The sequence below is a fragment of the Massilia sp. SYSU DXS3249 genome, assembly GCF_053668055.1.
In genome coordinates, this window is record NZ_JBSIPX010000019.1 from 49335 (window position 1) to 69464 (window position 20130).

Below are 20130 nucleotides of genomic sequence, written 5' to 3' on the forward strand. Positions count from 1 at the left end.
GGGGGCAGCGGAATGTGATGAAGCGTTAGCATGTGCCGGCGGTAAAACGCGTGGAGTCGGGGACTCCACCCTACCCCATCGACATTTTTACGATGGCTTCCGACCCGTGCCAATCCAATGCATACGTCCCTTCCCGCACGTGACGATGAAAGGTCGAATGCGGCCAGTCCTGCACCCGCTCGACCTGTCCGTGCTTGACCGGGTCGAAGTGGATGTAGTCCATGTGCCGCTCGAAGTCGGCCTGGTCGTGGATCGGGTGTTCCCAGAACTGGCGCTGCCAGAGGGTGACTTCGCGCCGGTGGTGGGGCGATGGCGCGGCGAAGGCGGATTCCTGCAGGCGGCGCCCGACGTCGCTGGCGACATAACGCTTCAGGGCCAGCCAGCGCGCCGCGTAGTCGACATCGCCGTCCGGCAGCGTCCACATGCAGTGCATGTGATCGGGCAGGATCACCCAGGCGTCGACCACGAAGGGCCTGGTCTCGCGCACGAACTGGACCGCCTTGGCCAGGCTGGTGCGGATGACGGGGTTGCAGAAGATGGGACGCCGCCCGTGGGCGACGATCGTGAAGAAGAAGGTAGAGCCGGTCAGGGAAGGACGATAGCGCGACATAATGCGGCATCGTAGTGCGGCAGCGCGCGTCGGCGGATGTGGTAGGTCAATCGGAACGCATCGGGCGCCGATTCCGGCGACATCAGCGCTTCTCGTGCAGCTTGATCACCCGGTGCTTGCTGCCCTCGGGCGCGGTCGGCTCGGCCGGGGTATCGCAGGTATTGCAGCTGTTGCAGCCGCTGCCGCACCTCCCTCCCGTGTCGAGCCAGCGCACCAGCTTCGAGTCGGCCCCGCCGCTCGACAAGCGGTTGACGATGCGGATGCGCCAGGCGGCCGGCAGGTACTTCGCGCCGACGTACATGGCGGCGACCAGCACGGCCAGCGCGACGACGAGCTCCTGCCACATCTCAGCCCCCGCCCAGCGCCAGCGCGACGCGGTAGGTGATGAAGGAGGCGACATAGGCCAGCGCGAACATGTAGCCGGCCATCATCCACGCATATTTGGCGCTGCCGGTTTCGCGGCGCACCACCGACAGGGTCGACAGGCACTGCGGCGCGTAGACGTACCAGGCCAGCAGCGACAGGGCGGTGGCGATCGACCAGGAACCGGCGATCAGCGGGCCCAGGGTGTTGGCGACGTCGTCGCCGGAGCCGGCCAGCGCGTACACGGTGCCCAGGGCGCCGACCGCCACTTCGCGCGCGGCCATGCCCGGCACCAGGGCGATGCAGATCTGCCAGCCGAAGCCGATCGGCTCGAAGATCACCGCCAGGGCGCGGCCCAGCATGCCGGCGACGCTGTAGTAGATCGGCGGCTGGGTGGCGCCGTCCGGCGCCCCCGGGAAGCTCGACAGGAACCAGACCAGCACCATCAGGGTCAGGATCAGGGTGCCGACGCGGCGCAGGAAGATCATCGCGCGTTCCCACAGGCCGATGACCAGCGTCTGCAGGTGCGGCCAGTGGTAAGCGGGCAGTTCCATCATCAGCGGATGCTGGGCGCTGCCGCTGCGGCGCTTCATGTACCAGGCCACGCCCATGGCGCTGACGATGCCCAGCGCATACAGCACGAACAGCACCAGGCCCTGCAGGTTGAAGATGCCGACTTCGCGGTCGGGAATGAAGGCGGCGATGATCAGGGCGTACACCGGCAGGCGGGCCGAGCAGGTCATCAGTGGCGCAATCATGATCGTCACCAGGCGGTCGCGCGGATTCTGGATGGTGCGCGCGGCCATCACGCCGGGAATGGCGCAGGCGAACGAGGACAGCAACGGGATGAAGGCGCGGCCGGACAGCCCCACGCCGCCCATCATGCGGTCGAGCAGGAAAGCGGCGCGCGGCAGGTAGCCGATGTCCTCGAGGATGAGGATGAAGAAGAACAGGATCAGAATCTGCGGCAGGAACACGAGCACGCCGCCGACGCCGGCGATGATGCCGTCCACGAGCAGGCTGCGCAGCGGCCCTTCCGACATGGCGCTGCCGATCCAGCTGCCGATGCCTTCCACGGTGCCGGTGATCAGGTCCATCGGCGCCTCGGCCCAGCTGAACACGGCCTGGAAGATCACGAACATCATGACGGCCAGCAGGACCGGGCCGATGACAGGGTGCAGCACCACGTTGTCGATTTTTTCGGACAGGTTGCCCTTGTCGTGCGCGTAACTGGTGCAGGCGTCGAGGATGCGGCGTACCTCGCGCTGGGTCTGCTCGACCGGCACCGCGTCGATAGCGGCCAGCGGTTGCGGCGCGACCTGGCTGTCGAGCGGCATGCGGTCGAGGGCTTCCAGCAGCGCCGCCTCGCCGCCGGCCTGGATGGCGATGGTTTCCACCACCGGCATGCCCAGTTCCTGCGACAGTTTATGTGTATCGATCTCGATGCCGCGCTTCTTGGCGACGTCGACCATGTTCAGGGCCAGCACCATCGGCAGCCCGAGGCGCTGGATTTCCAGCACCAGGCGCAGGTTCAGGCGCAGGTTGGTTGCGTTGACGACGCAGACGATGGCGTCCGGGGCCTTTTCGCCGGCGCGCAGGCCGGCGACGACGTCGCGCGTGATCGCTTCGTCCGGGGTCTGGGCCGACAGGCTGTAGGCGCCTGGCAGGTCGAGCACGCGCAGCGCCCGTCCGGCGGGGGAAGTAAAACTGCCTTCCTTGCGTTCGATGGTGACGCCGGCGTAGTTCGCGACCTTCTGGCGCGCGCCGGTCAGGCGGTTGAACAGTGCGGTCTTGCCGCAGTTCGGGTTACCCAGCAATGCGATCAGGGGCGAGCGCGTCGCCACCTGTTGTTCCATGACACCCATCGATTATTCCGGCTGGATTGAGACGAGCGCTGCTTCGAATTTGCGCAGCGCGAAGGTCGACTCGCCGACCTTGACGGCGACCGGGCCGCCCGGCAGGCCGCGCTTGAGCATGCGGATGCGCTCGCCCGGCACGAAGCCGAGCTCCATCAGGCGGCGCGGCACGTCGGCGCCGCCCTGCGCGGTCGGCGCGAGGTGGATCACGGTGGCACTCTGCCCGACCTTCAGGGTATCGAGTGTGGTCAAAGTTGGGGCTAGGGTCATGGCGGCAGTCCGTTGAGGTAGCGGTGATGTAGCGCTGATGAGACAGATACGAGCATCATAAACCTAAATGCGAATTATTTCTATTTGCAGGACGATTACGCGACAAAACCGCTTGCGTTCATCGAAAAGTTTCCGCAGAATAGAACACGAATGAGAACGATTCTCATTGATATTGCGATAACTCAAGGACTGCTTCGATGATCGTCTGTGTCTGCAACAACATCTCCGACCGTGAAATCCGCCAGGCCGTCGACCTCGGCATTACTTCGATCGCCGCCCTGCGCGCGGAGCTCGGCCTGGGCACCGACTGCGGCAAGTGCATCAGCTACGCCCGCGAAGTGCTGCACGAAGCCCTCGACAGCAAGACCGTCGTGACCGAACTGAGCTTCCGCGCCTCGCAGCTGGCCTGATCCCTCCCCATACGGGCGCAGCCATTTCGGCGTGCGCCCCGGCGTCCTTTTTTGTTTTGTTATGATGTCGGGAACGCACACCCGCACACCAACAACAAGGCACATCATGAAGGGCGATCCCAACGTCATCCGGCTGCTCAACGCACAGCTGACCAACGAACTCACCGCAGTCAACCAGTACTTCCTGCACGCGCGGATGTACCGCCACTGGGGTTTCTTCAAGCTCGGCAAGAAGGAATACGACGAGTCGATCGGCGAAATGAAGCACGCCGACAAGCTGATCGACCGCATCCTGATGCTCGACGGCCTGCCGAACCTGCAAGCCCTGCACAAGCTGCTGATCGGCGAGAACACCGAGGAAATGCTGGCCGCCGACCTGAAGCTCGAGCGCGCCGCCCAGCTGACCGTCAAGGAAGGCATCGCCGCCTGCGAAGCCGCCGCCGACTACGTCTCGCGCGACCTGCTGCTGCTCATCCTCGAAGACACCGAAGAGCATATCGAATGGCTGGAGACCCAGCTTGACCTGATCGTGAAGGTCGGGATCCAGAATTACCTGCAGAGCCAGATGGTGGAGTAATGGCCGTTGACGGCCATTACGCGTAGGGTGGGCACCCCGTGCCCACGCGAAATGATGATCATTGTTAGCGGTTGATACTGCACAGAGTTAACTTGTCGGCCAGGACTAACTGGATGCTGTGATCGGTGTTAACACTGCTCACAGTTCCGCGTGGGCACGGGGGTGCCCACCCTACTCCTGCATCACCCACACCGGCGCCGACCACAGCACGTTGCCGTCCGCCTGCGTCACCTTCGCATAATAAAAATGCGCGCCAATGGATGGCGTAAAAGTCACGCTCGCCTCGCTCGCCATCTGCGTCACGTTCCCTCCCCGCCCCGGCACGCCTTCCATGATCGCTACTGAAGCCACCTGCTTGCCGCTGCTGCTCGCAAAATTCGCGGTCAAGGTCAGCGGCCCGCTATTCGTAAACCGTTCGCCCATCAGCCGCCCGTTGGCGGTGAGCACCAGCTGCGAGCCCTTGTCCATGGTCGCGAACACGCGGCGCGCCTTCAATGCCTCGATGAAGCTGGCCTGGCTCAGGGGCACGCCGTTCGGGATCAGCACGCCCGTGCGGTTGGTGTAGGCCGAGCCCCAGTTCGCGCAGTGGTTGTCCTGGTTGGTGCTGAAGGCAACGTGAAAGCCCGCCTCAAGCGCCTTGTTGCAGGCCATCTCGAAATTGCTGCGCCGGGTTTCTCCCTCCTTGTCGTTGGTCGAGAACGCGGTGCTGTTAACGACTTCGCACAAGGCCATGGCCTCGTCGCCGTCCGGGGTGTAGCCGAGCGCGGCGCCGCCGATGCTGAACTGGCCGCTGGTCGACGGGTGATTGAATTGTCCCACCCAGCCGCGCTGGCGCATCAGGGTGTAGAGCGCCGCGTAATCGCTGCGCGGCGTGTCGAGGTCGGCCAGCAGCTCGCCCTTCGCGTTCTTTTCCCAGCCCAGCAACTGGTCGCTATTAAAAATGTTGATGTGGCCGCCCTTGTTGATGACGCCCCACTCCATCCCGTACACGGCCAGGAAATCCGGGTGCGCCGCATTGAAACCGGCTGCGGTGGTCAGCCCCTTGCGGTAGAGCGCCTTGGCGGTGGCCGGATCGGCTTCGACTTGCGTGCCGTCTGAGCCGTCGAACATGTGGTTGTGCTCGGAGGTGACGAGGATATCGAGGCCGTGCTGGCGGGCATAGGCAAAAGCGGCGTCCGGCCCATATTTGGCGCTCAGGGGTTCCTTGGCACCCTTGCAGTCGGACAGTTCGGCGCCGCCGTCGCTGTGGTTCGTTTGGCTGTGCAGGTTGCCGAAATAAATCGTGTACGGGAGCGCTGCGGTGGCCGGCGCCGCAGCCAGTGGCGCGCGGTGGACGGGGAGCGGCGCGAAACGCGGCAAGGCGGGCGACTGGGGCGGGCCGATTTCGATTTGCCAGCCCTGCTCGTGCTGGTCCTGGGGCGGCAGGTTGGAAGACGCATCGCGGCTGCCGGCGCGCAGGCGCACCTGATAGATGCCGGCACCGAGCCTGCCCGCATCGAGCCCCGACCAGGGCACCGCCACCGACACCGGCCCCTGCGGCATGGGCGTGCTGCCCTGCCAGCGCCGCACGACCAGCCCGCGCGGGTGGATGATTTCCAGCTGCCAGTCGACGATTTGCGGCACGCTTGCGTTCGGGAAGTCGAACGCCAGGGTAAAGGTGCGCGCCTCGGACATACCGGGACTGGCGGCCCGGTAAGGCGCATGCAGGGTGGCTTCGAATTCGCTGTGTTCGTCCGGTGCGGCAACCGCGCCGGGGGCGCAGCACAGAGGGAACAAGGCGAGGCGGAATGGGGGGAGGATGGAGGTCTGCATGATGCAATTGTTGCAATTGCATCATCGTAGGAACTTGCGCTAGCGCCCTTTTAAGTTGGCAATATTTATACCTTTTTTGACAAAAGGACAGCGTGGCGCGCCGGTGCTGCGTTCATGCGGCGCGCATCCAGCGGTCGATGTGTTTCAGGGGCAAATTCAGGCGTGCACAGCCGATCTGGTCCGGACGCACGTTGAGCTCGATCATGCGCGGCCCGTCCACGGCGATCGCCACGTCGACCCCGGCCAGGTTCACATGCGGAAACGCGCGCAGCGCCTGCATGGCGATGTCCTGGCACTCTCGCCAGTAGGGCAATTGCACGCCGCTGATGCGTCCGCCTGTATCCGGGTGCGCGTCCATGGTCTCGAGCGGATTCTTCGCATTCGCCGCATGGGTGAGCACGCCCGTCTCCAGCTCGACCGGGCAGAAAATGCCGCCCTGGCTGGTGTTGTCGACCATGCTGCCCTTGCGCCCCACGCGCAGGAAAGCGCCGGCGATGCGGCATTCGCCACGCGCCTGGTAGAGCCAGATGCGCAGGGTATTCACGGAATTGGCATGGATGCTTGATAACACCGGGTGCTGGTGCAGGTAATGCTCGACGATATAGCCTTCGCTGTGCTGGCGCACGCCTTCCCACCAGTCGGCAATCACGGTTTCGCTACCCGTGACCGGATGGCGGAACACCGGCCTGCCTTCCTTTTCTCCGATCTCGAAGGCGGCGAAGCCGGCGCCGCCATAGCCCTCGACGAGCTTGAAGCACACTTTCTTGCCCATCAATTCGCGGCACAAGGTTTCGAGGTCAGTTATACCGCGCAGCGGCTGGCCGTCGGCGCGGGCGCCGCGCTGCGGGTGCAGGTAGCCGATGAATTCGGGCGTCGGCACGCCGACCAGTTGCAGGATCGCCTTTTCGATCACCTTGTGCTGCGAGCTCTTCTGGTAGCCCGGGCGGTTCCAGCGGTCGATGAAAGCGTTGTATTCCTTGCGGTTGACGTGGGCCCACTTGTCGGCGAAGGGCACCGAGGGGCGCCACCAGCGCGCCTGCAGATAATAGCCGGGGCCGATGCCGCGCAACAGGAACAAGGCGCCCATCTCCAGCGACTGGCGCCAGAACGGCAGATAGGCGTGACCGCCCTTCCCGGAGCGCAGGTGCGCCCAGGCACGCTTGATATCTTTTACGACTTGCATTCGAATCCTCTCACCGGCCCAGCACGTCTGGCACTGCTTAAAAAATTGTCGAAGTATTATGCCATTCCTGCACGCAATACCCCGGCACGGTAGAGGATCCGGAGCGGATCAGAAGTGGTATTCGGCGCGGACCATCGGCGTGCTTGCGCGCTGGCCGCGTCCGCCCGTCGTGGCGCGGGTATTGCCGAACTTGTTGTTCCAGAACTGGTACTCGAGGCCGACGCGGAAGCGGTTCTTCGGCTGGCCGAAGTGGAAGCCCAGGTCGTACATCAGCGCCATGTCGATATTCGTTTCGGCGCCGGTGGCGAGACCGACTTCGTCGCGGCCCTTGGCGCCGATGTAGTTGCCGTAGCCCTCGAAGGAAAGGCGCTCGTTCAGGGGCACGGGAATCGCCCAGCTGACGGAGAGCATCGCATGGGTGTCGTAGGTGTAGCGGCCGTTCACGTTCGAGATCGGCGGGAAGGCGCCGCTTGGCGCATTGCTTTCGCGCAGCAGCAGGAGGCTGGTGTTGAGGAAGCCCGGACCCACGTCCCACATCAGGGTCGGACCGGCGACCAGCATGCGCTTGCGCGAGTTGTAGCCGACGTCGTTCTTCGTGTTCCAGTCGAAGCCGACCGTCGCGCCCACGCCCTTGACCGGCCCGAAGCGCATTTCCTGGCCGCGCAGCGCGCCGATGTCGAAAGTATGGCGGTAGACGACATAGGCTTCCTGCGCCCCTTCCGACTGGGTCAGCGAGGCCGGATCGCTTTCGTCCGACTGCAGCAGGTCGACATTGAAGTAGTTGCTGCCGTACTTGTAGCCGCTGGCATGGGTCAGCGCGAAGATGTGCTTCCTGATGTGTTCGGGATTGAAGGGCTCGGCGAAACGGGTGCCGTAGCGCCAGCTGATGGAGGTGTCGCTCCAGTCGGCGGCCTGGACTGCCTGAACGGCGCCGAAGGAGAGCAGGAAGGTGGCGCAGGCCAGTGTGATCTTGTTCGTCATGGAGTGGTTTTTGACTGGGTTTCTTCGCGTTCCGCCGAAACGGCGGTCCCTTGCCGGCGCGCGAGCCGCAGTTCGACGCGGTGGTGTGCGCCATCGTCGACCAGCTGCACCGTGTTGCCGGCTACATGTTGTCCATCGACCAGCAGCGCGCCCGCCTCGGCGGCGCGCACCTCGATCGCGTAGCGCGTGTTCCGGTAGCGGTACTGCAAGCGGAAGCCCGGCCAGCCCTGCGGCAACTGCGGCGCCAGCACCAACGCTTGCCCGCGGCGCTCGACGCCGAGCAGCACCTCGACGATCAGGCGGTACATCAGCCCGGCAGCGCCAGTGTACCAGTTCGCTTCACCGCGCCCGATAGACGGGGCGCCGAATACCTCGGCCGGCGCCACATACGGAGGGTGGGTGTCCCGGTGCGCCGGAATCATTTTGTCCAGCAGCTCCCAGGCGCGCTCGCCCTGCCCCAGGCGGGCGAAGGCCATGGCGGTCCAGGCGGCGGTATCGAGCGGCTGGCCGGCGTCGCAGCGCACCAGGTGGGCGTCGGCGGCCGCCATGGCGCAGGCCGCCCGCCCCGGGCTGGCCGCGCCGGAGAGCACGGCCCAGGACTGCACGTTCAGGTCGAGTGCCGGTGTGCCTTCCTCGGTAGCGTCCCCGCCGTCCAGCCGGCTGCGGTACAGCTCGACCTCCCAGGCGTGGTCCTCGACCTGGGCGGCGAGCGCCAGGGCGCCGGCGCGGCAGGTGATGGCGAAGCCGTAGTCGGCGCGGCGCTCGGCCACTCCAGTGAAGCCGCGCAGCACCTCGAGCAGGACCAGGGCCAGCCAGACGTTCTCGCCGCCTTCTTCGTCGAGCGGTAGTCCGTGGGCGCCGAAGCGCAGCACATGGCGGATCGCGCGCACGCAGTGCGCATACAGGTCGCCGTGGCGATCGTCCTTCGGGTCCAGCTCCTGCTCGGTCTCGAGCGCGCGTTCCTCGAGCCAGGGGATGGATTCGTCGAGGATGCCGAGGTCGCCGGTGGCGGCAAGGTAGCGGCAGGTTGCCAGCGGCAGCCACAGCAGGTCATCCGCGGCACGCAGGTGCACGGCGTGCCGGGTCCCGTCTTCAACGAACTGGTGCGCCGCGCACTGCAGCAGCTCGGCGCGCAGCAGTTGCGGGCGCGCGTGCACCAGCGCCATCGCCTGCTGCAGGCGGTCGCGGAAACTCCACGCCGCGCCGCCGTGCGCCCACAGGCCGCCCGTGATCGACTGGTACAGCAGCCAGCCGTTGGCGAGTACGTCGAGCGCCGGGTCCGGCGTCTCGATGCGCACCGCGCCCAGGGTGTCGTTCCACCAGGCGCGCACCTGCGACAAGGCTTGGGCGGCGTCGCGCTGCGCGGGGACGAGGGCGCCGGCGCCGAGCACGAACACGAGCTCGCGCTCTTCGCCCGGCTGGAGCTCGACAGCCACCTGCAGCGCCGCGCAAGGATCGAACCCGGCGCCCACGCTGCCCGACAAGCCTGTCCTGCCCAGGGCCTGTGGCCGCGCCAGGTCGCCATTGCGGCCGATGAATTCGAGCCGGTCGCAGGTAAATGCCGGGTTGGCGGCGTCGACGTGGAAGAAGGCGGCGCCGCCCGCCGCGTTGCCGTGCCAGGCGCTGCGCGCGACCAGCGCCCCGCTGTCCGGATCGCGTCCGGTCACCACGTGAAGTGCATCCTGCGCGCGCGTTCTACCCAGCACCCACTCGACGTAGCCGGTGACCGACAGCCGGCGCCGCGTGCTGCCCTCGTTGCGCAGCTTCAGCACCGTGTACCTCAAAGGCGCGTCCATCGCCACAAAACTCGTCATCTCGGAACGGATGCCGTGCGCCGCGTGCTCGAACACGCTGTAGCCGAAGCCATGGCGGGTGAGGTAGGCGCCGCCGGACGGCGCCGGCAGTGCGGTCGGCGACCAGAACGCGCCGCTCGCCTCGTCGCGCAGGTAAAAGGCTTCGCCACCCTGCCCGGGCCCCGGTCCGTCGCCGGCGGCGCTCAGGCAGTGCCCATCCGCGCTCCAGGTGACGGCCTCGCCGCTTTCCGAGATGCGCGCAGCAAAGGCGGGATTGGCCAGCAGATTGGTCCACGGCATAGGCGTGGCCTGGCCGGGCGCGGTGCGGATCACGTATTCGGCGCCATCGCTGGTAAAGCCTCCGAGACCGTTATCGAGCACGAGCGCAGGCGGCGGTAATGGCGCGGCCGGGACCTGCGCCGTGGGCTGCAGGAGCGGCGGCGCATCGGCCGGCACGACCGCCGCCGCACGCCGCAGCTGCTCGAACAGACCGCCGCGCCGGTCCTGCAGCACCACGCGCGCCGCCGACTGCATCAGCACCCGCTCCTCTTCCGGGATGCCGTCGGCCGCGAACGCGAACAGCCCGCCCGGCAGCTCGGCGTTTTCGCCGCCGGCGGCCAGCAGGCGTGCGACCTGGCCCTGCAGCGGGTCCGCGTACCAGACCACCAGGTCGGCGGCGAATCCCTTGCTGCGCCAGTAGCCGTGGGCCTGCACCAACTGGCGCAGCAAACCGAGGCCGGCGGCATCGCGCACCTGCACCAGCACGATCGGCAGCTCGCCCGAGATCCCGTAGGGCGGCAGGCGCGCCTGCCCGAGCCGGTTGCCGGCAATGACAGTGGGCTCCGCGCGCAGTGCGCGGTTCGGGTACAGCAGGGCGCTGGCCAGGCGCATGTACCAGGCCGCATCGGATTCGGCGATGTCGAGCTGGCGCAGCAGCGCCTGGGCTTCGGTCCAGGCCAGCTCGCAGGCGCGGTCGCCCTCGTGGCGGTCGGCATATCTGCCGGCCAGGCGCAGCGCCTCCTCGCGCGTAGGCGCGACGCCGAGCACGAGGTCGACGGCGGCTTCCTCGCCGGGCGCCAGCAGCAGGACGCGGCGGATCGCCAGCGCGGGCTCGGCGGCGTCTGCCCCGCCGCCCAGCGGCCCGTATGTGCGCAGCGCGGCCGGCAGCGGGCCGGCGTCGCCGCGGCCGAGGAAGCGCAGGCGGTCGGTCTCGAACGAGGCCTCGCCGGGGGCGTGGCCGTGCACCGCCATCAGGTGCAGCAGCCAGGGGCCAGCGTCGCCCGAGCGCGGCGTGCACAGGATCGCATTGCGCCCGTCCAGGAGTTCGCTGCGCAGCGCCGGCCGGCTGCTCCCGGGCGCCGCCAGCACCGGTTCCACATAGGTCGTCAGCTCGATGCGGCGTGGCGCGGCGGAGCCGTTGCGGATGCGCATGCGGCGCAGTTCGACGTCGTCGGCGGGAGCGACCACGATCTCGGTGTGCAGTTCGATGCCGTGGTCGACCCGGCGCAATTCGACCCGCCCTTCGGGGAACACGGCCTCTTCGTGCTCGGGCTGCGCACGGGTCGGCAGCCAGGCCGAGGACCAGACCGCGCCGCTGTCGAGGTCGCGCAGGTAGCAGGCCAGGCCGGCATCGTCGCTGACCGCATCGCCGCGCCAGCGCGTCAGCGCCAGGTCACGCCAGCGGCTGTACCCGGCGCCGTCGCCGGTCACCATCACGTGGTAGCGGCCGTTCGACAGCAGCTGCACCTCGGGCGCGGCAACCGGGCGGCCGACCGTACGCCGCACTTCCTCGGCCGGCGCCAGTCCGTGCGGCACCAGGGCGTCGCGCTGGACATCGAAGGCGCCCGACTTCGGCACCCGCTCGTACAGCAGCGGTAACGCAGCGGCAAGCGCGGGATCGGCCGCGAAACGGGCCTGCATCGGGCGCTCGTGCAGCAGGTGCGACAGCGCCAGCAGCCCCATGCCCTGGTGGTGCGCCATGAAGGCGCGCACCAGCGCGTGCTGCTGGCCGTGCGCCAGCCGCGCCGGGCTGTAGTCGGCCGCCTCGTAGAAGCCGTGCTGGCCGATCCAGCCGAGGCCGGCCATGCGTTCGAGGTTGGCGATGGCGTCGTTTGGCGCCACCGTCAGCGCCAGCAGCGACGCATAGGGGGCGATGACGCGCTCCCCAGCCGGCCCGCGAGACAAGCCCGTTCCCGGCACGCCGAAGGCACGGTAGCCATAGTTCATCGCCGCATCGAAGGTATTGAAGCCGGACTCGGACATGCCCCAGGGGATGCGGTAGCGGTCCGCGTGCGCGGCCTGCACCCGCACCAGCGCCTGGCAGGTCTTTTCCAGCAGGGTGCCGCGGTAGAGCGGCATCACCAGCAAGGGAGCGAGGTAGTCCGACATCGCCCCACCGTTCGACAGCAGCAGTTGCTCGCCGTCGACCATGCCCAGCGGACGTTTTAGCGCATACCAGTGCGCCTGCGGCAGCTGGCCGCGCGCGATGCCGATGAAGCTGGCCAGGCGCGCCTCCGAGGCCAGCAGCGCGCAGCTGCCCTCTTCGAACACCTCGTCGCTGGCGTTGTAGCCGCTGGCGAGCAGGCCGGTGTCAGGCCGGTACAAGAAGCCGAAATCCATGTCGGCGAAGTCGCGCGCCCGTTCGGCCAGCTCGGCTATCCCGTCCAGGCGCGCCCGCGCTCTGGTGGCGCCCTCTTCCACCATCGCCGCCAGCGCGGGGGCAGTCACACTGGCCGCTTCGTAGGCGGCCAGCTCGCGCAGGGTCGGGATGCGCGTCAGGCGCGCCTCGAACACGTATTCCTGGGCCACGGCGACCCAGGGGGCGAGCGCCAGCAGCTCGGCCCGGGCGGCGGCGCAATCGGCCTCCAGGCGCGCGCTCCAGTCGCGCAGGGCCGCGCTCGCCTCATGAGGCAGGGCCTGCACGATGGCGGCCGCCGCCTGTGCCGCGCTGGCCAGGCAATCGGCCAGGCCCGGCAGGGTCTCGGCCTTGGCGCCGCCCTGCGGCTGCAGCACGCCGCGCGCGCGTTCGATGGCCTCGCGCAGCGCCGGCGGCAGCTCGGTTCCGGCCTCGCGGGCGCAGTCCTGCACCACCTGCAGCGTGGCGCGCAGGCCGGCCAGCGGCCGGGTGCTCGCGACCGGCGCATCGGCCAGCGCCTCCAGGCCGGCGGCCAGGGTCAGCAGGTGCGCGGCCAGGTTGCCGCTGTCGCTGGTGGCCACCATCATCGGCTGCAGCGGCGCCAGCGTCTGCGTGTCGTACCAGCTGCAGAAATGGCCGCGGTGGCGCGCCAGCAGCGCCATGCTGTCGAAGGCGGCGCGCACCCGCGCCAGCAGCCCGGCCTGGGGAAGGAAACCGAAGTCCCAGGCCGCCAGGTTGGCCAGCAGGCCGATGCCCATGTCGGTCGGAGACGTGCGGTGGGTGACGCGCGCGTGCGGGTGCTCCTGCATGCTGTCGGGCGGGAGCCAGTTGTCCTGCGGGCCGACATGGGTCTCGAAAAAGCCCCAGTGGCGGCGCGCGAGGCCGAGCAGGAACAGGGCCTGGCTGTCCGGCGGCGCCGGCGCGCCGCGCTCGCCCGGCAGGCTGACCCACCAGGCGATCACCGGCGACAGGAACCACAGCAGCAGCAGGGGCGCTGCCGCGAACAGCGCCAGCGGATGCATGAAGGTGAGCAGCACCGCCACGCAGGCCGGCAGCGCCAGGGCAAACCACATCTGCCGCACATTCTGTTCGATCTCCAAACGGGGGCGCGCGGCCGGTGGCGCCGCCTGCAGCAGGCGGCGGTGCGAGACCAGCATGCGCCAGCCGCCCTGCGCGATCGCCTCCAGACTGACCCAGGCTTCGTGCGGCAGCACCACGGCCTGCATGACGGCGCGGCGCAGGACGAAGCGCGCGCCCTGCCCCCAGTTGGCCAGGTGCTGGCGCCAGGGCGCGTCGTGCGGCTTGTCGGCGAGGCGCACCAGCATGTCGAAAAAGGCCGGCAGGAAGAACACGGACAAGGCCGCCGCGCTCCAGAACGCGGGCGAGGGCAGCCGCGCCCAGCACAGGATCAGCATGGTCATCAGGGTCGGCGCCACCAGGCTGCGGCGCAGGCTGTCGAGCAGCTTCCAGCGCGCGACTGGTCCCAGGGGATTGGGCACATGTTCGCCGTCGGCTATCTTGATGCGCGCGCGCAGCCAGCCTGCCAGCTGCCAGGCGCCGCGGATGCGACGCGCGCGGCGCGCCATGTCGTCGCGGTAGCGGTCCGGGCACGGCTGGTAGAGCTGGACGTCGTTCAGCAGGCCGCCGGCCAGCAGCCCATCCGCCAGCAGGTCGTGCGACAGCGCGGTGTGCTCCGGCAGGCCGGCCAGCACGCGCGCGCAGGCGTCGACGTCGTAGATGCCCTGCCCGCTGCCCTTGCCCGCGTTTGCGCCGGCGCCGAACAGGTCCTGCCAGAGGTCCGGCAGCGGGGACACGCCCGGGTCGATGCCGGGCTCGCCGCTGCACAGGCGGGCGTAGCGCGAATTGCCGTCCAGCGGCAGCGAGTTCGTCACGCGCGGCTGCAGGAAACCGTGGCCGGCCGCCACGCTGCGGCCGTCGGCAGCGAGCAAGGGCCGGTTCAGCGGATGCGCCATCGCCGCCACCATCCGGCGCGCGCTGCCCTGCGCGAGCTGGGCGTCGGCGTCGAGCACGATCAGGTAGCGCACTTCGGCGGGATTGCCCGCGCTGCCGGCCACCAGCGCAAAACGCTCGCGTGCCCCAGCCGCGCTGCGCAGCAAGGCATGCAGGTCGGCCAGCGCCCCGCGCTTGCGTTCGCGGCCGATCCAGGCGCGTTCGCTCGCACTCCAGGTGCGCCGCCGGCACAGCAGGAGGAAAGATCCTTCGTCGGCCGCGCCGGATTGCGCCGCCGCGTAACGGGCATTCAGCGCCGCGATCGCCTCCTGCGCCGCCTCCAGCAGCCCGGCGTCCGCGGGCAGCGTCTCAGTTGCCGCGTCGGGGAAGTCGAGCAGCAGGCAAAAGCGCAGCTGCGGATCGCGCTCGGTCAGGTAGTGCAGCTCGAGCCGGCGGCACAGGCTTGCCGCCTCCTCGCGGCTGGCCAGCAGCGCGGGCACGACGATCATGCTGCGGCTCTGCGCCGGGATGCCGCGACTGGCATCCATGCGCGGCAACGGACGCGGCGCCACCAGGCGCGTCACCATCAGCTCGGTGAGCGCCAGGGCCAGCTGGCTGGCGCCGCAGGTCGCCAGCACGCCCACCACCACCAGCAGGCCGGCACCGGCGCCGCCGCGCCAGGCGTGCACCACCAGCGCCAGCACGAACAGCAGCGTGAGCGTGCCGGCCGTCCCCAGCCAGGACAGCAGCGGGCGGCGCCTGGCGGCATCGCGCAGCGCCGGCAGCAGGCCGGGACGCCGGCCGAGCCGCGCGCGCAAGGCCGGCAGGCCGTCGCCGGCCAGGTAATGGCCGACATGGCGCGAGCGCGAGTCAAGCTCGTCACCCGGCGCTGCCGCGCCCGCCAGCGCCAGCGCCTCGGCTGCCGCCTCCGCCTCGCTGTGGCCGGACTGCCGCGCCAGGCGCGCCACGGCCTGGCGGTAAGCGGTGCGGCTGGCGGCATCCATGCGCGGGTAGACGCCGGCCGGATCGGTGCGCAGCGCCTGTTCGACGCCGCTGGCCGTCTCCAGGAAGGCGGTCCAGTCGACCGTCTCGAGCAGGCGCAAGCTGGCGATGCTGTTGGCCAGCGACACTGCGTCCGCGGCTTCGTCGATCGTGTCGAGCTCGAGCTGCTGCCCGAGCGTGACGCCATCGTCGGCCAGGCGGGTGGCGAGCCATTGCAGCACCCCCTCCAATGGCCCGTCGCGCCCTTCCAGCCGCCGCGCCAGTTCGGCGACGAAGGCGGCGTCCATCGGCTCCACCTGGCGCGCCATGTCGGCCATCAGCAGGACCAGGTCGCCGGGACGGGCGTCGGCGGTGGCCTCCATGCGCCCGGCCCAGTCGCGCGCGATACCGCGCTGCTGCCGGGTGTGCTGGACACGGACGGCAAGCCGGCGCAGGTTGTCGACCAGCGCCAGGCGCAGCATGAGGGGAAACACGCGCAGCTCGTCGAGCAGCAGCGGCGCGCCTTCCTGGTAGGCGGCAACAAAACGCGCCAGGGTGTCGTCCTCGAGGCGGCCGTCGCCATGGATGACGGCTTCCAGCGCCAACTGGTAGACGCGCGGATTGCCGCTTCCCTCTAATGGTATGGCCAGGCAGGGCAAGGCGCGGCTGGCGGGCCTGGTGAGGTGGCGGCGCACGAAGCGGATGTGTTCGTCGATCAGGTCATGGTGGTCGAGCAGCGCATGGTCAGGCTCGGACTCGGCCATGCCCTCGCTGGACGGGGCACTTGCACTGCGCGCCAGGCTGGCACAGGCGCGGGCGATGACGTCGGCGTTGTCGGCCAGGCGCGCGAGCAGGCGTTCGCGCCCCCTCTCCTGCGCCAGCGTGTGGCTGGCGGCGAGCTGGCGCCCGTGCAGCGCCATCTGCGCGGCGCCGAAGATCTCGGCGCGCAGGGGCAGGGCCCCCGCGCTGTCCGCGGTGTGCAATGGGAAGTCCCCCGCGTGCGGCGCATCTGGCGGGGTGTGCAATTCTTCGTTCAACAGAAGCCTCGATGATGAGCGTGCATGCAGGCGATTGCACGGCCTCGCGGCCGCGCGGCCCAGGCGAGCATCACTGCACACGCCTGCCGCCATGCTAAGACCTCATCGGAAACGAGACGGTGCGATAACGAACAGAGGTACCAGCGCCACCACACTCCAGGCCGTCAGCCCGCGAACAGCGCCAGCCCCCCGGCCAGGTGGCGCACGCTGGGGTGCCCCCATCCCTGCACCAGCTGCGCCGCCCGTGCGCTGCGGTTGCCGCTGCGGCAGAAGAACACCAGCGGCCGCGTCTCCTGGCGCAGCCAGCCGGCATGCTCGGCCAGGCGCGACAGCGGCAGGCTGTAGGCCGCGCGCCCATGCAGGCAGGGTGTGCCGGCCGCGTGCTCGCAGGCTTCGCGCACGTCGACCAGGAGCGCGCCCGGGTGCTGTTCCAGGAACCGGGCGAGGCCGGCGGCATCGACGGCGAGGCCAGCGGCGCCAGCCGGGTCGAGGGCCGGCAACGCGGGTTCGGCGTCAAGCGGCGGCGCCGAAGCCAGGGCGCGCCCGCAGCGCAGGATGCGGGCGCAGGCTTCGTCGATCAGGGCGTCGTCGGCCAAGGGGCCGAAGGACATCCGCACTGCGTTCGCGCAGCGTACATCCGGCAGGCCCATCGCCTGCAGCACATAGCTCGGCGCCGCCCTGGCCGCCGAACAGGCCGAGCCCGCGCTGACCCGGACCCCGGCGGCGTCGAACAGGTCGAGCAGGGTCTTGCCCGACACGCCAGGCACCGAAAAATTGAGCGTGGTCGGCAGCGTGTGCTCGAAGGGCGCGTTGAACTCGACGTCGCGAAACGCTTGGCGGAGCGCGGCTGCCAGCCGGTCGCGGCAGGCCGCCATCTGCATCGGCGAGCGGAAAGTGTTGCCCTCTTCCAGCGCGCGCAGCACTGCGCCGAGCGCGGCGATGCCGGCCATGTTCTCGGTGCCCGAACGCTGCCCGGCTTCCTGCCCGCCGCCGCACATCAGGGGCGTGTAAGGGGCGCCGTCGCGCACCCAGAGCATGCCGACGCCCTTCGGCGCATACAGTTTATGGCCCGAGAAGGGGGCGTAGTCGATGCGGCTGGCGCCGAGCGCGAGCGGCAGCTTGCCGAGCGCCTGCACGCAGTCGACCATCCATAATGCCGTGCTGCCGGTGTCGTCCAACACGGCGGCGATGCCGTCCAGGTCGGAGATCACGCCGCTCTCGTTGTTGGCGGCCATCGTGCACAGCAAGGCCGCCTGCGGCGCCAGCTCGCGCAGCAGGTCGAGGCGATGGCGTCCATTAGCGTCGACCTCCAGCGGCATCAGGGTCAAGCCGGTGCCGAGCACGCGGTTCCAGTGCGCCAGGCTCTCCGGCACGGCCTTGTGTTCGGTGGCGCCGTAGAGCAGCAACTCGCCGCAGGGCAGCCCGGCCGCGCGCCGCTCGCGCACCGCGCACAGGGCCGACAGCACGGCGGTCTGGATGCCTTCGGTGGCGCCGCTGGTGAAGATCAGGCGGCCGGTGCCGGCGCCGAGCACGCGCCGCGCGCAGGCCCGCGCCTCGTCGAGCAGGCGGCGCGCGCGCAGGCCGGCCGCGTGGCTGCTGCTCGGGTTTCCATAGGTGTCGGCCAACGCCGCCCGGGCCGCATCGAGCGCCGCCGGCAGCACTGTGGACGTCGCGTTCGCATCGAGGTAAATTTCAGTAAACATAATTTTCGTAAAACGTGCAAAAAGCGTAAACACGCGTCCAGATCGTGTTATTGTTAGGCAATATGTTATATAGACGGGGCGGAGAGCACGTTTCGATTTTTGCTAGTATTCGCCTAGGTTTTAGCATGTTTATTCTGTTAGTGACCTATAACTAAAATGAATTCACTAGACAAGTTTGATTGTGCGATTCTCGCCGCGCTCCAGGCCGATGCGACCCTGTCCATTTCCGGCTTGTCCGAGAAAGTCGGCCTGTCCAGTACCCCCTGCTGGAAGCGCGTCAAGCGCCTCGAGGAAGAGGGCTATATCGAAAGCCGGGTCACCATCGTCAACCGCCAGAAGGTCGGCTTGCCGGTCACCGTTTTCGTCAGCGTGCGCACGCCCGAGCACGACGAAAAATGGCTGGAACGCTTTGCCGCCGCCGTCGTCGCCCTGCCCGAAGTGCTGGAATTCCACCGCATGAGCGGCGACGTCGACTACCTGCTGAAAGTGGCCACCACCGACATCGCCGGCTACGACCGCTTCTACAAAAAGCTGATCAAGACGGCGCAGCTGAGCGGCGTGTCCTCGGCCTTTTCGATGGAGCAGATCAAGTGCACGACTGCCCTGCCCCTCGAACTCATCGCGCACGGATTGCCTGCCTGACACGCCTCCCCCGCTGAGCGCTAGAGCGGTTAACAAAGCCCTCAGGGCAAGGCGCAGCGTCGAAGACAGTACGCTAGTACGACGAGACGCTGCAACGCAGCCATGAGGGTTTTGTTAGCCGGTCTATTCATGCGATGATGGCGACCGTTTGTATATAAACGGAGACAGGCTGATGCCATCGAAAATGAACATGGCGCCGCTGGCGCTGGCCGCGCTGCTGTGCGCGCTGAGTACCCCTTATGCTGCCTCGGCGCAGGAACAAGTCGTCAAGATCGGCGTGACCGGCCCCCTCTCGGGCGCCAATGCCTTTGCCGGCAAGGACAACGAAAACGGCGTGCGCCTCGCCGTCGAAGAACTCAACGCCCAGAAGATCACGGTCGCAGGCAAACCGGTGCGCTTCGTGCTGCAATCGGAAGACGACGCCGGCGACCCCAAGCAGGGCGTGACGGTCGCGCAGAAGCTGGCCGACGGCGGCGTCAAATTCGTGCTCGGCCCCTACAACTCGGGCGTCGCGATCCCCGCCTCGCGCGTCTACAACGACGCCGGCGCGCTGATGTCGACGGTCGGCACCAATCCGAAGATCACGCAGGGCGGCTACAAGGGCGTGTTCCGCATCGTCGCCAGCGACTCGCAGGTGGGCGGCGCGATGGCCAACTACGCCGCGCGCGAGCTGAAGCTGAAGAACGTCGGCATCATCGACGACCGCACCGCCTTCGGCACCGGGATTGCCACCGAATTCAAGCGCCAGGCGCAGGCGGCCGGCATGAAGGTCGCGGGCCACGAATTCACCAACGACAAGGCGAGCGACTTCGCCGCCATCCTGACCTCGCTGCGCGCGAAAAAGGTCGACGCCATCTTCTTCGGCGGCTATGCGCCGCAGGCCGCCCCGATGGCGCGCCAGATGAAGGCGCTCGGCCTGAACGTGCCGCTGCTCGGCGGCGACACCCTGTGCAGCCCGGAGATGGCGAAACTCGGCGGCCCGGCCGTCGGCGAGAACGTGCGCTGCGCCCAGGCCGGCGCGATCATCGCCAAGCAGGCGGCCGGCCCGGCCTTCCTGAACAAGTACAAGCAGCGTTTCAAGCGCGAGCCGGACGTGTACGCGCCGTCGTTCTACGATCAAACGATGTTCATCGCCCAGGCCATGAAGGCGGCCAACTCGCTCGCCCCGGCCGCAGTGGCCCAGCAGCTGCGCACGCTCAGCTACCCGGGCGTGGTCGGCACCTACGGCTACGACGACAAGGGTAACCTCAAGAAGACCACCGTCACCGTCTACACCTTCAAAAATGGCGCGCTGGCGCCGCTGGCAAGCTATTAACGGATTATCGAC

At 68.4% G+C, this 20130-nt stretch carries 13 protein-coding genes; 4 read left to right on the plus strand and 9 right to left on the minus strand.

Going from position 1 to position 20130, the window contains the following annotated elements:
- Positions 1–70 precede the first annotated feature (70 nt).
- The 4 genes from ACWCIA_RS19300 to ACWCIA_RS19315 all read right to left on the minus strand — a co-directional run bounded on the left by ACWCIA_RS19300 (position 71) and on the right by ACWCIA_RS19315 (position 3099).
- On the minus strand, positions 71–610 hold the full coding sequence (locus tag ACWCIA_RS19300) for an REP-associated tyrosine transposase (RefSeq protein WP_454165894.1): 540 nt from the start codon (positions 608–610) through the stop codon (positions 71–73).
- Between the two features lie 82 nt (positions 611–692).
- Positions 693–956 (minus strand): DUF6587 family protein, encoded by a 264-nt coding sequence (locus ACWCIA_RS19305; protein WP_454165896.1) that lies wholly within the window; start codon positions 954–956, stop codon positions 693–695.
- A 1-nt stretch (position 957) separates the two neighbouring features.
- Positions 958–2838, minus strand: coding sequence for a ferrous iron transporter B (gene feoB, locus ACWCIA_RS19310; RefSeq protein WP_454165898.1), 1881 nt, complete (start codon positions 2836–2838; stop codon positions 958–960).
- Positions 2839–2841: 3 nt separating this feature from the next.
- Positions 2842–3099, minus strand: coding sequence for a FeoA family protein (locus ACWCIA_RS19315; RefSeq protein ID WP_454165900.1), 258 nt, complete (start codon positions 3097–3099; stop codon positions 2842–2844).
- A 197-nt stretch (positions 3100–3296) separates the two neighbouring features.
- Here ACWCIA_RS19315 and ACWCIA_RS19320 point away from each other — a divergent pair, with 197 nt between their 5' ends.
- Both ACWCIA_RS19320 and bfr read left to right on the plus strand, forming a co-directional pair.
- Complete coding sequence (locus tag ACWCIA_RS19320; protein WP_454165902.1) at positions 3297–3509, plus strand: (2Fe-2S)-binding protein; 213 nt, start codon at positions 3297–3299, stop codon at positions 3507–3509.
- 106 nt (positions 3510–3615) lie between these two features.
- Positions 3616–4086, plus strand: coding sequence for a bacterioferritin (gene bfr / locus ACWCIA_RS19325; RefSeq protein ID WP_454165903.1), 471 nt, complete (start codon positions 3616–3618; stop codon positions 4084–4086).
- A gap of 171 nt (positions 4087–4257) precedes the next feature.
- Here the strand turns inward: bfr and ACWCIA_RS19330 are convergent, their stop codons facing one another.
- The 5 genes from ACWCIA_RS19330 to ACWCIA_RS19350 form a co-directional block, all read right to left on the minus strand.
- Positions 4258–5898, minus strand: a complete 1641-nt coding sequence (locus ACWCIA_RS19330; protein WP_454165905.1) for a CehA/McbA family metallohydrolase — start codon at positions 5896–5898, stop codon at positions 4258–4260.
- Between the two features lie 112 nt (positions 5899–6010).
- Entirely contained in the window at positions 6011–7081 is a 1071-nt protein-coding gene (locus ACWCIA_RS19335; protein WP_454165907.1) for a sugar-transfer associated ATP-grasp domain-containing protein, read from the minus strand.
- Between the two features lie 108 nt (positions 7082–7189).
- Positions 7190–8062: an outer envelope protein gene (locus ACWCIA_RS19340; protein ID WP_454165909.1), complete on the minus strand. Its 873-nt coding sequence runs from the start codon at positions 8060–8062 to the stop codon at positions 7190–7192.
- A complete protein-coding gene (locus ACWCIA_RS19345; RefSeq protein ID WP_454165911.1) occupies positions 8059–16458 on the minus strand; it encodes a GH36-type glycosyl hydrolase domain-containing protein in 8400 nt (2799 codons plus the stop codon). The genes ACWCIA_RS19340 and ACWCIA_RS19345 overlap by 4 nt, the downstream gene beginning before the upstream one ends.
- A 164-nt stretch (positions 16459–16622) precedes the next feature.
- Positions 16623–18161 carry an aminotransferase class V-fold PLP-dependent enzyme gene (locus tag ACWCIA_RS19350; RefSeq protein WP_454165913.1) on the minus strand — a complete coding sequence of 513 codons (1539 nt, stop codon included), beginning with the start codon at positions 18159–18161 and terminating at the stop codon, positions 16623–16625.
- A gap of 156 nt (positions 18162–18317) precedes the next feature.
- Here ACWCIA_RS19350 and ACWCIA_RS19355 point away from each other — a divergent pair, with 156 nt between their 5' ends.
- Together ACWCIA_RS19355 and ACWCIA_RS19360 are read left to right on the plus strand one after the other, a co-directional pair.
- Entirely contained in the window at positions 18318–18803 is a 486-nt protein-coding gene (locus tag ACWCIA_RS19355) for an Lrp/AsnC family transcriptional regulator (protein ID WP_454165915.1), read from the plus strand.
- Positions 18804–18975: 172 nt separating this feature from the next.
- Positions 18976–20118: a branched-chain amino acid ABC transporter substrate-binding protein gene (locus ACWCIA_RS19360; RefSeq protein ID WP_454165917.1), complete on the plus strand. Its 1143-nt coding sequence runs from the start codon at positions 18976–18978 to the stop codon at positions 20116–20118.
- Positions 20119–20130: the final 12 nt, after the last annotated feature.

Bases quoted from the DNA above. Each gene is read 5' to 3' on its own strand.
- ACWCIA_RS19300 (WP_454165894.1), bottom strand. From the start codon at position 610: ATGTCGCGCTATCGTCCTTCCCTGACCGGCTCTACCTTCTTCTTCACG.
- ACWCIA_RS19305 (WP_454165896.1), bottom strand. From the start codon at position 956: ATGTGGCAGGAGCTCGTCGTCGCGCTGGCCGTGCTGGTCGCCGCCATG.
- feoB (WP_454165898.1), bottom strand. From the start codon at position 2,838: ATGGGTGTCATGGAACAACAGGTGGCGACGCGCTCGCCCCTGATCGCA.
- ACWCIA_RS19315 (WP_454165900.1), bottom strand. From the start codon at position 3,099: ATGACCCTAGCCCCAACTTTGACCACACTCGATACCCTGAAGGTCGGG.
- ACWCIA_RS19320 (WP_454165902.1), top strand. From the start codon at position 3,297: ATGATCGTCTGTGTCTGCAACAACATCTCCGACCGTGAAATCCGCCAG.
- bfr (WP_454165903.1), top strand. From the start codon at position 3,616: ATGAAGGGCGATCCCAACGTCATCCGGCTGCTCAACGCACAGCTGACC.
- ACWCIA_RS19330 (WP_454165905.1), bottom strand. From the start codon at position 5,898: ATGCAGACCTCCATCCTCCCCCCATTCCGCCTCGCCTTGTTCCCTCTG.
- ACWCIA_RS19335 (WP_454165907.1), bottom strand. From the start codon at position 7,081: ATGCAAGTCGTAAAAGATATCAAGCGTGCCTGGGCGCACCTGCGCTCC.
- ACWCIA_RS19340 (WP_454165909.1), bottom strand. From the start codon at position 8,062: ATGACGAACAAGATCACACTGGCCTGCGCCACCTTCCTGCTCTCCTTC.
- ACWCIA_RS19350 (WP_454165913.1), bottom strand. From the start codon at position 18,161: ATGTTTACTGAAATTTACCTCGATGCGAACGCGACGTCCACAGTGCTG.
- ACWCIA_RS19355 (WP_454165915.1), top strand. From the start codon at position 18,318: ATGAATTCACTAGACAAGTTTGATTGTGCGATTCTCGCCGCGCTCCAG.
- ACWCIA_RS19360 (WP_454165917.1), top strand. From the start codon at position 18,976: ATGCCATCGAAAATGAACATGGCGCCGCTGGCGCTGGCCGCGCTGCTG.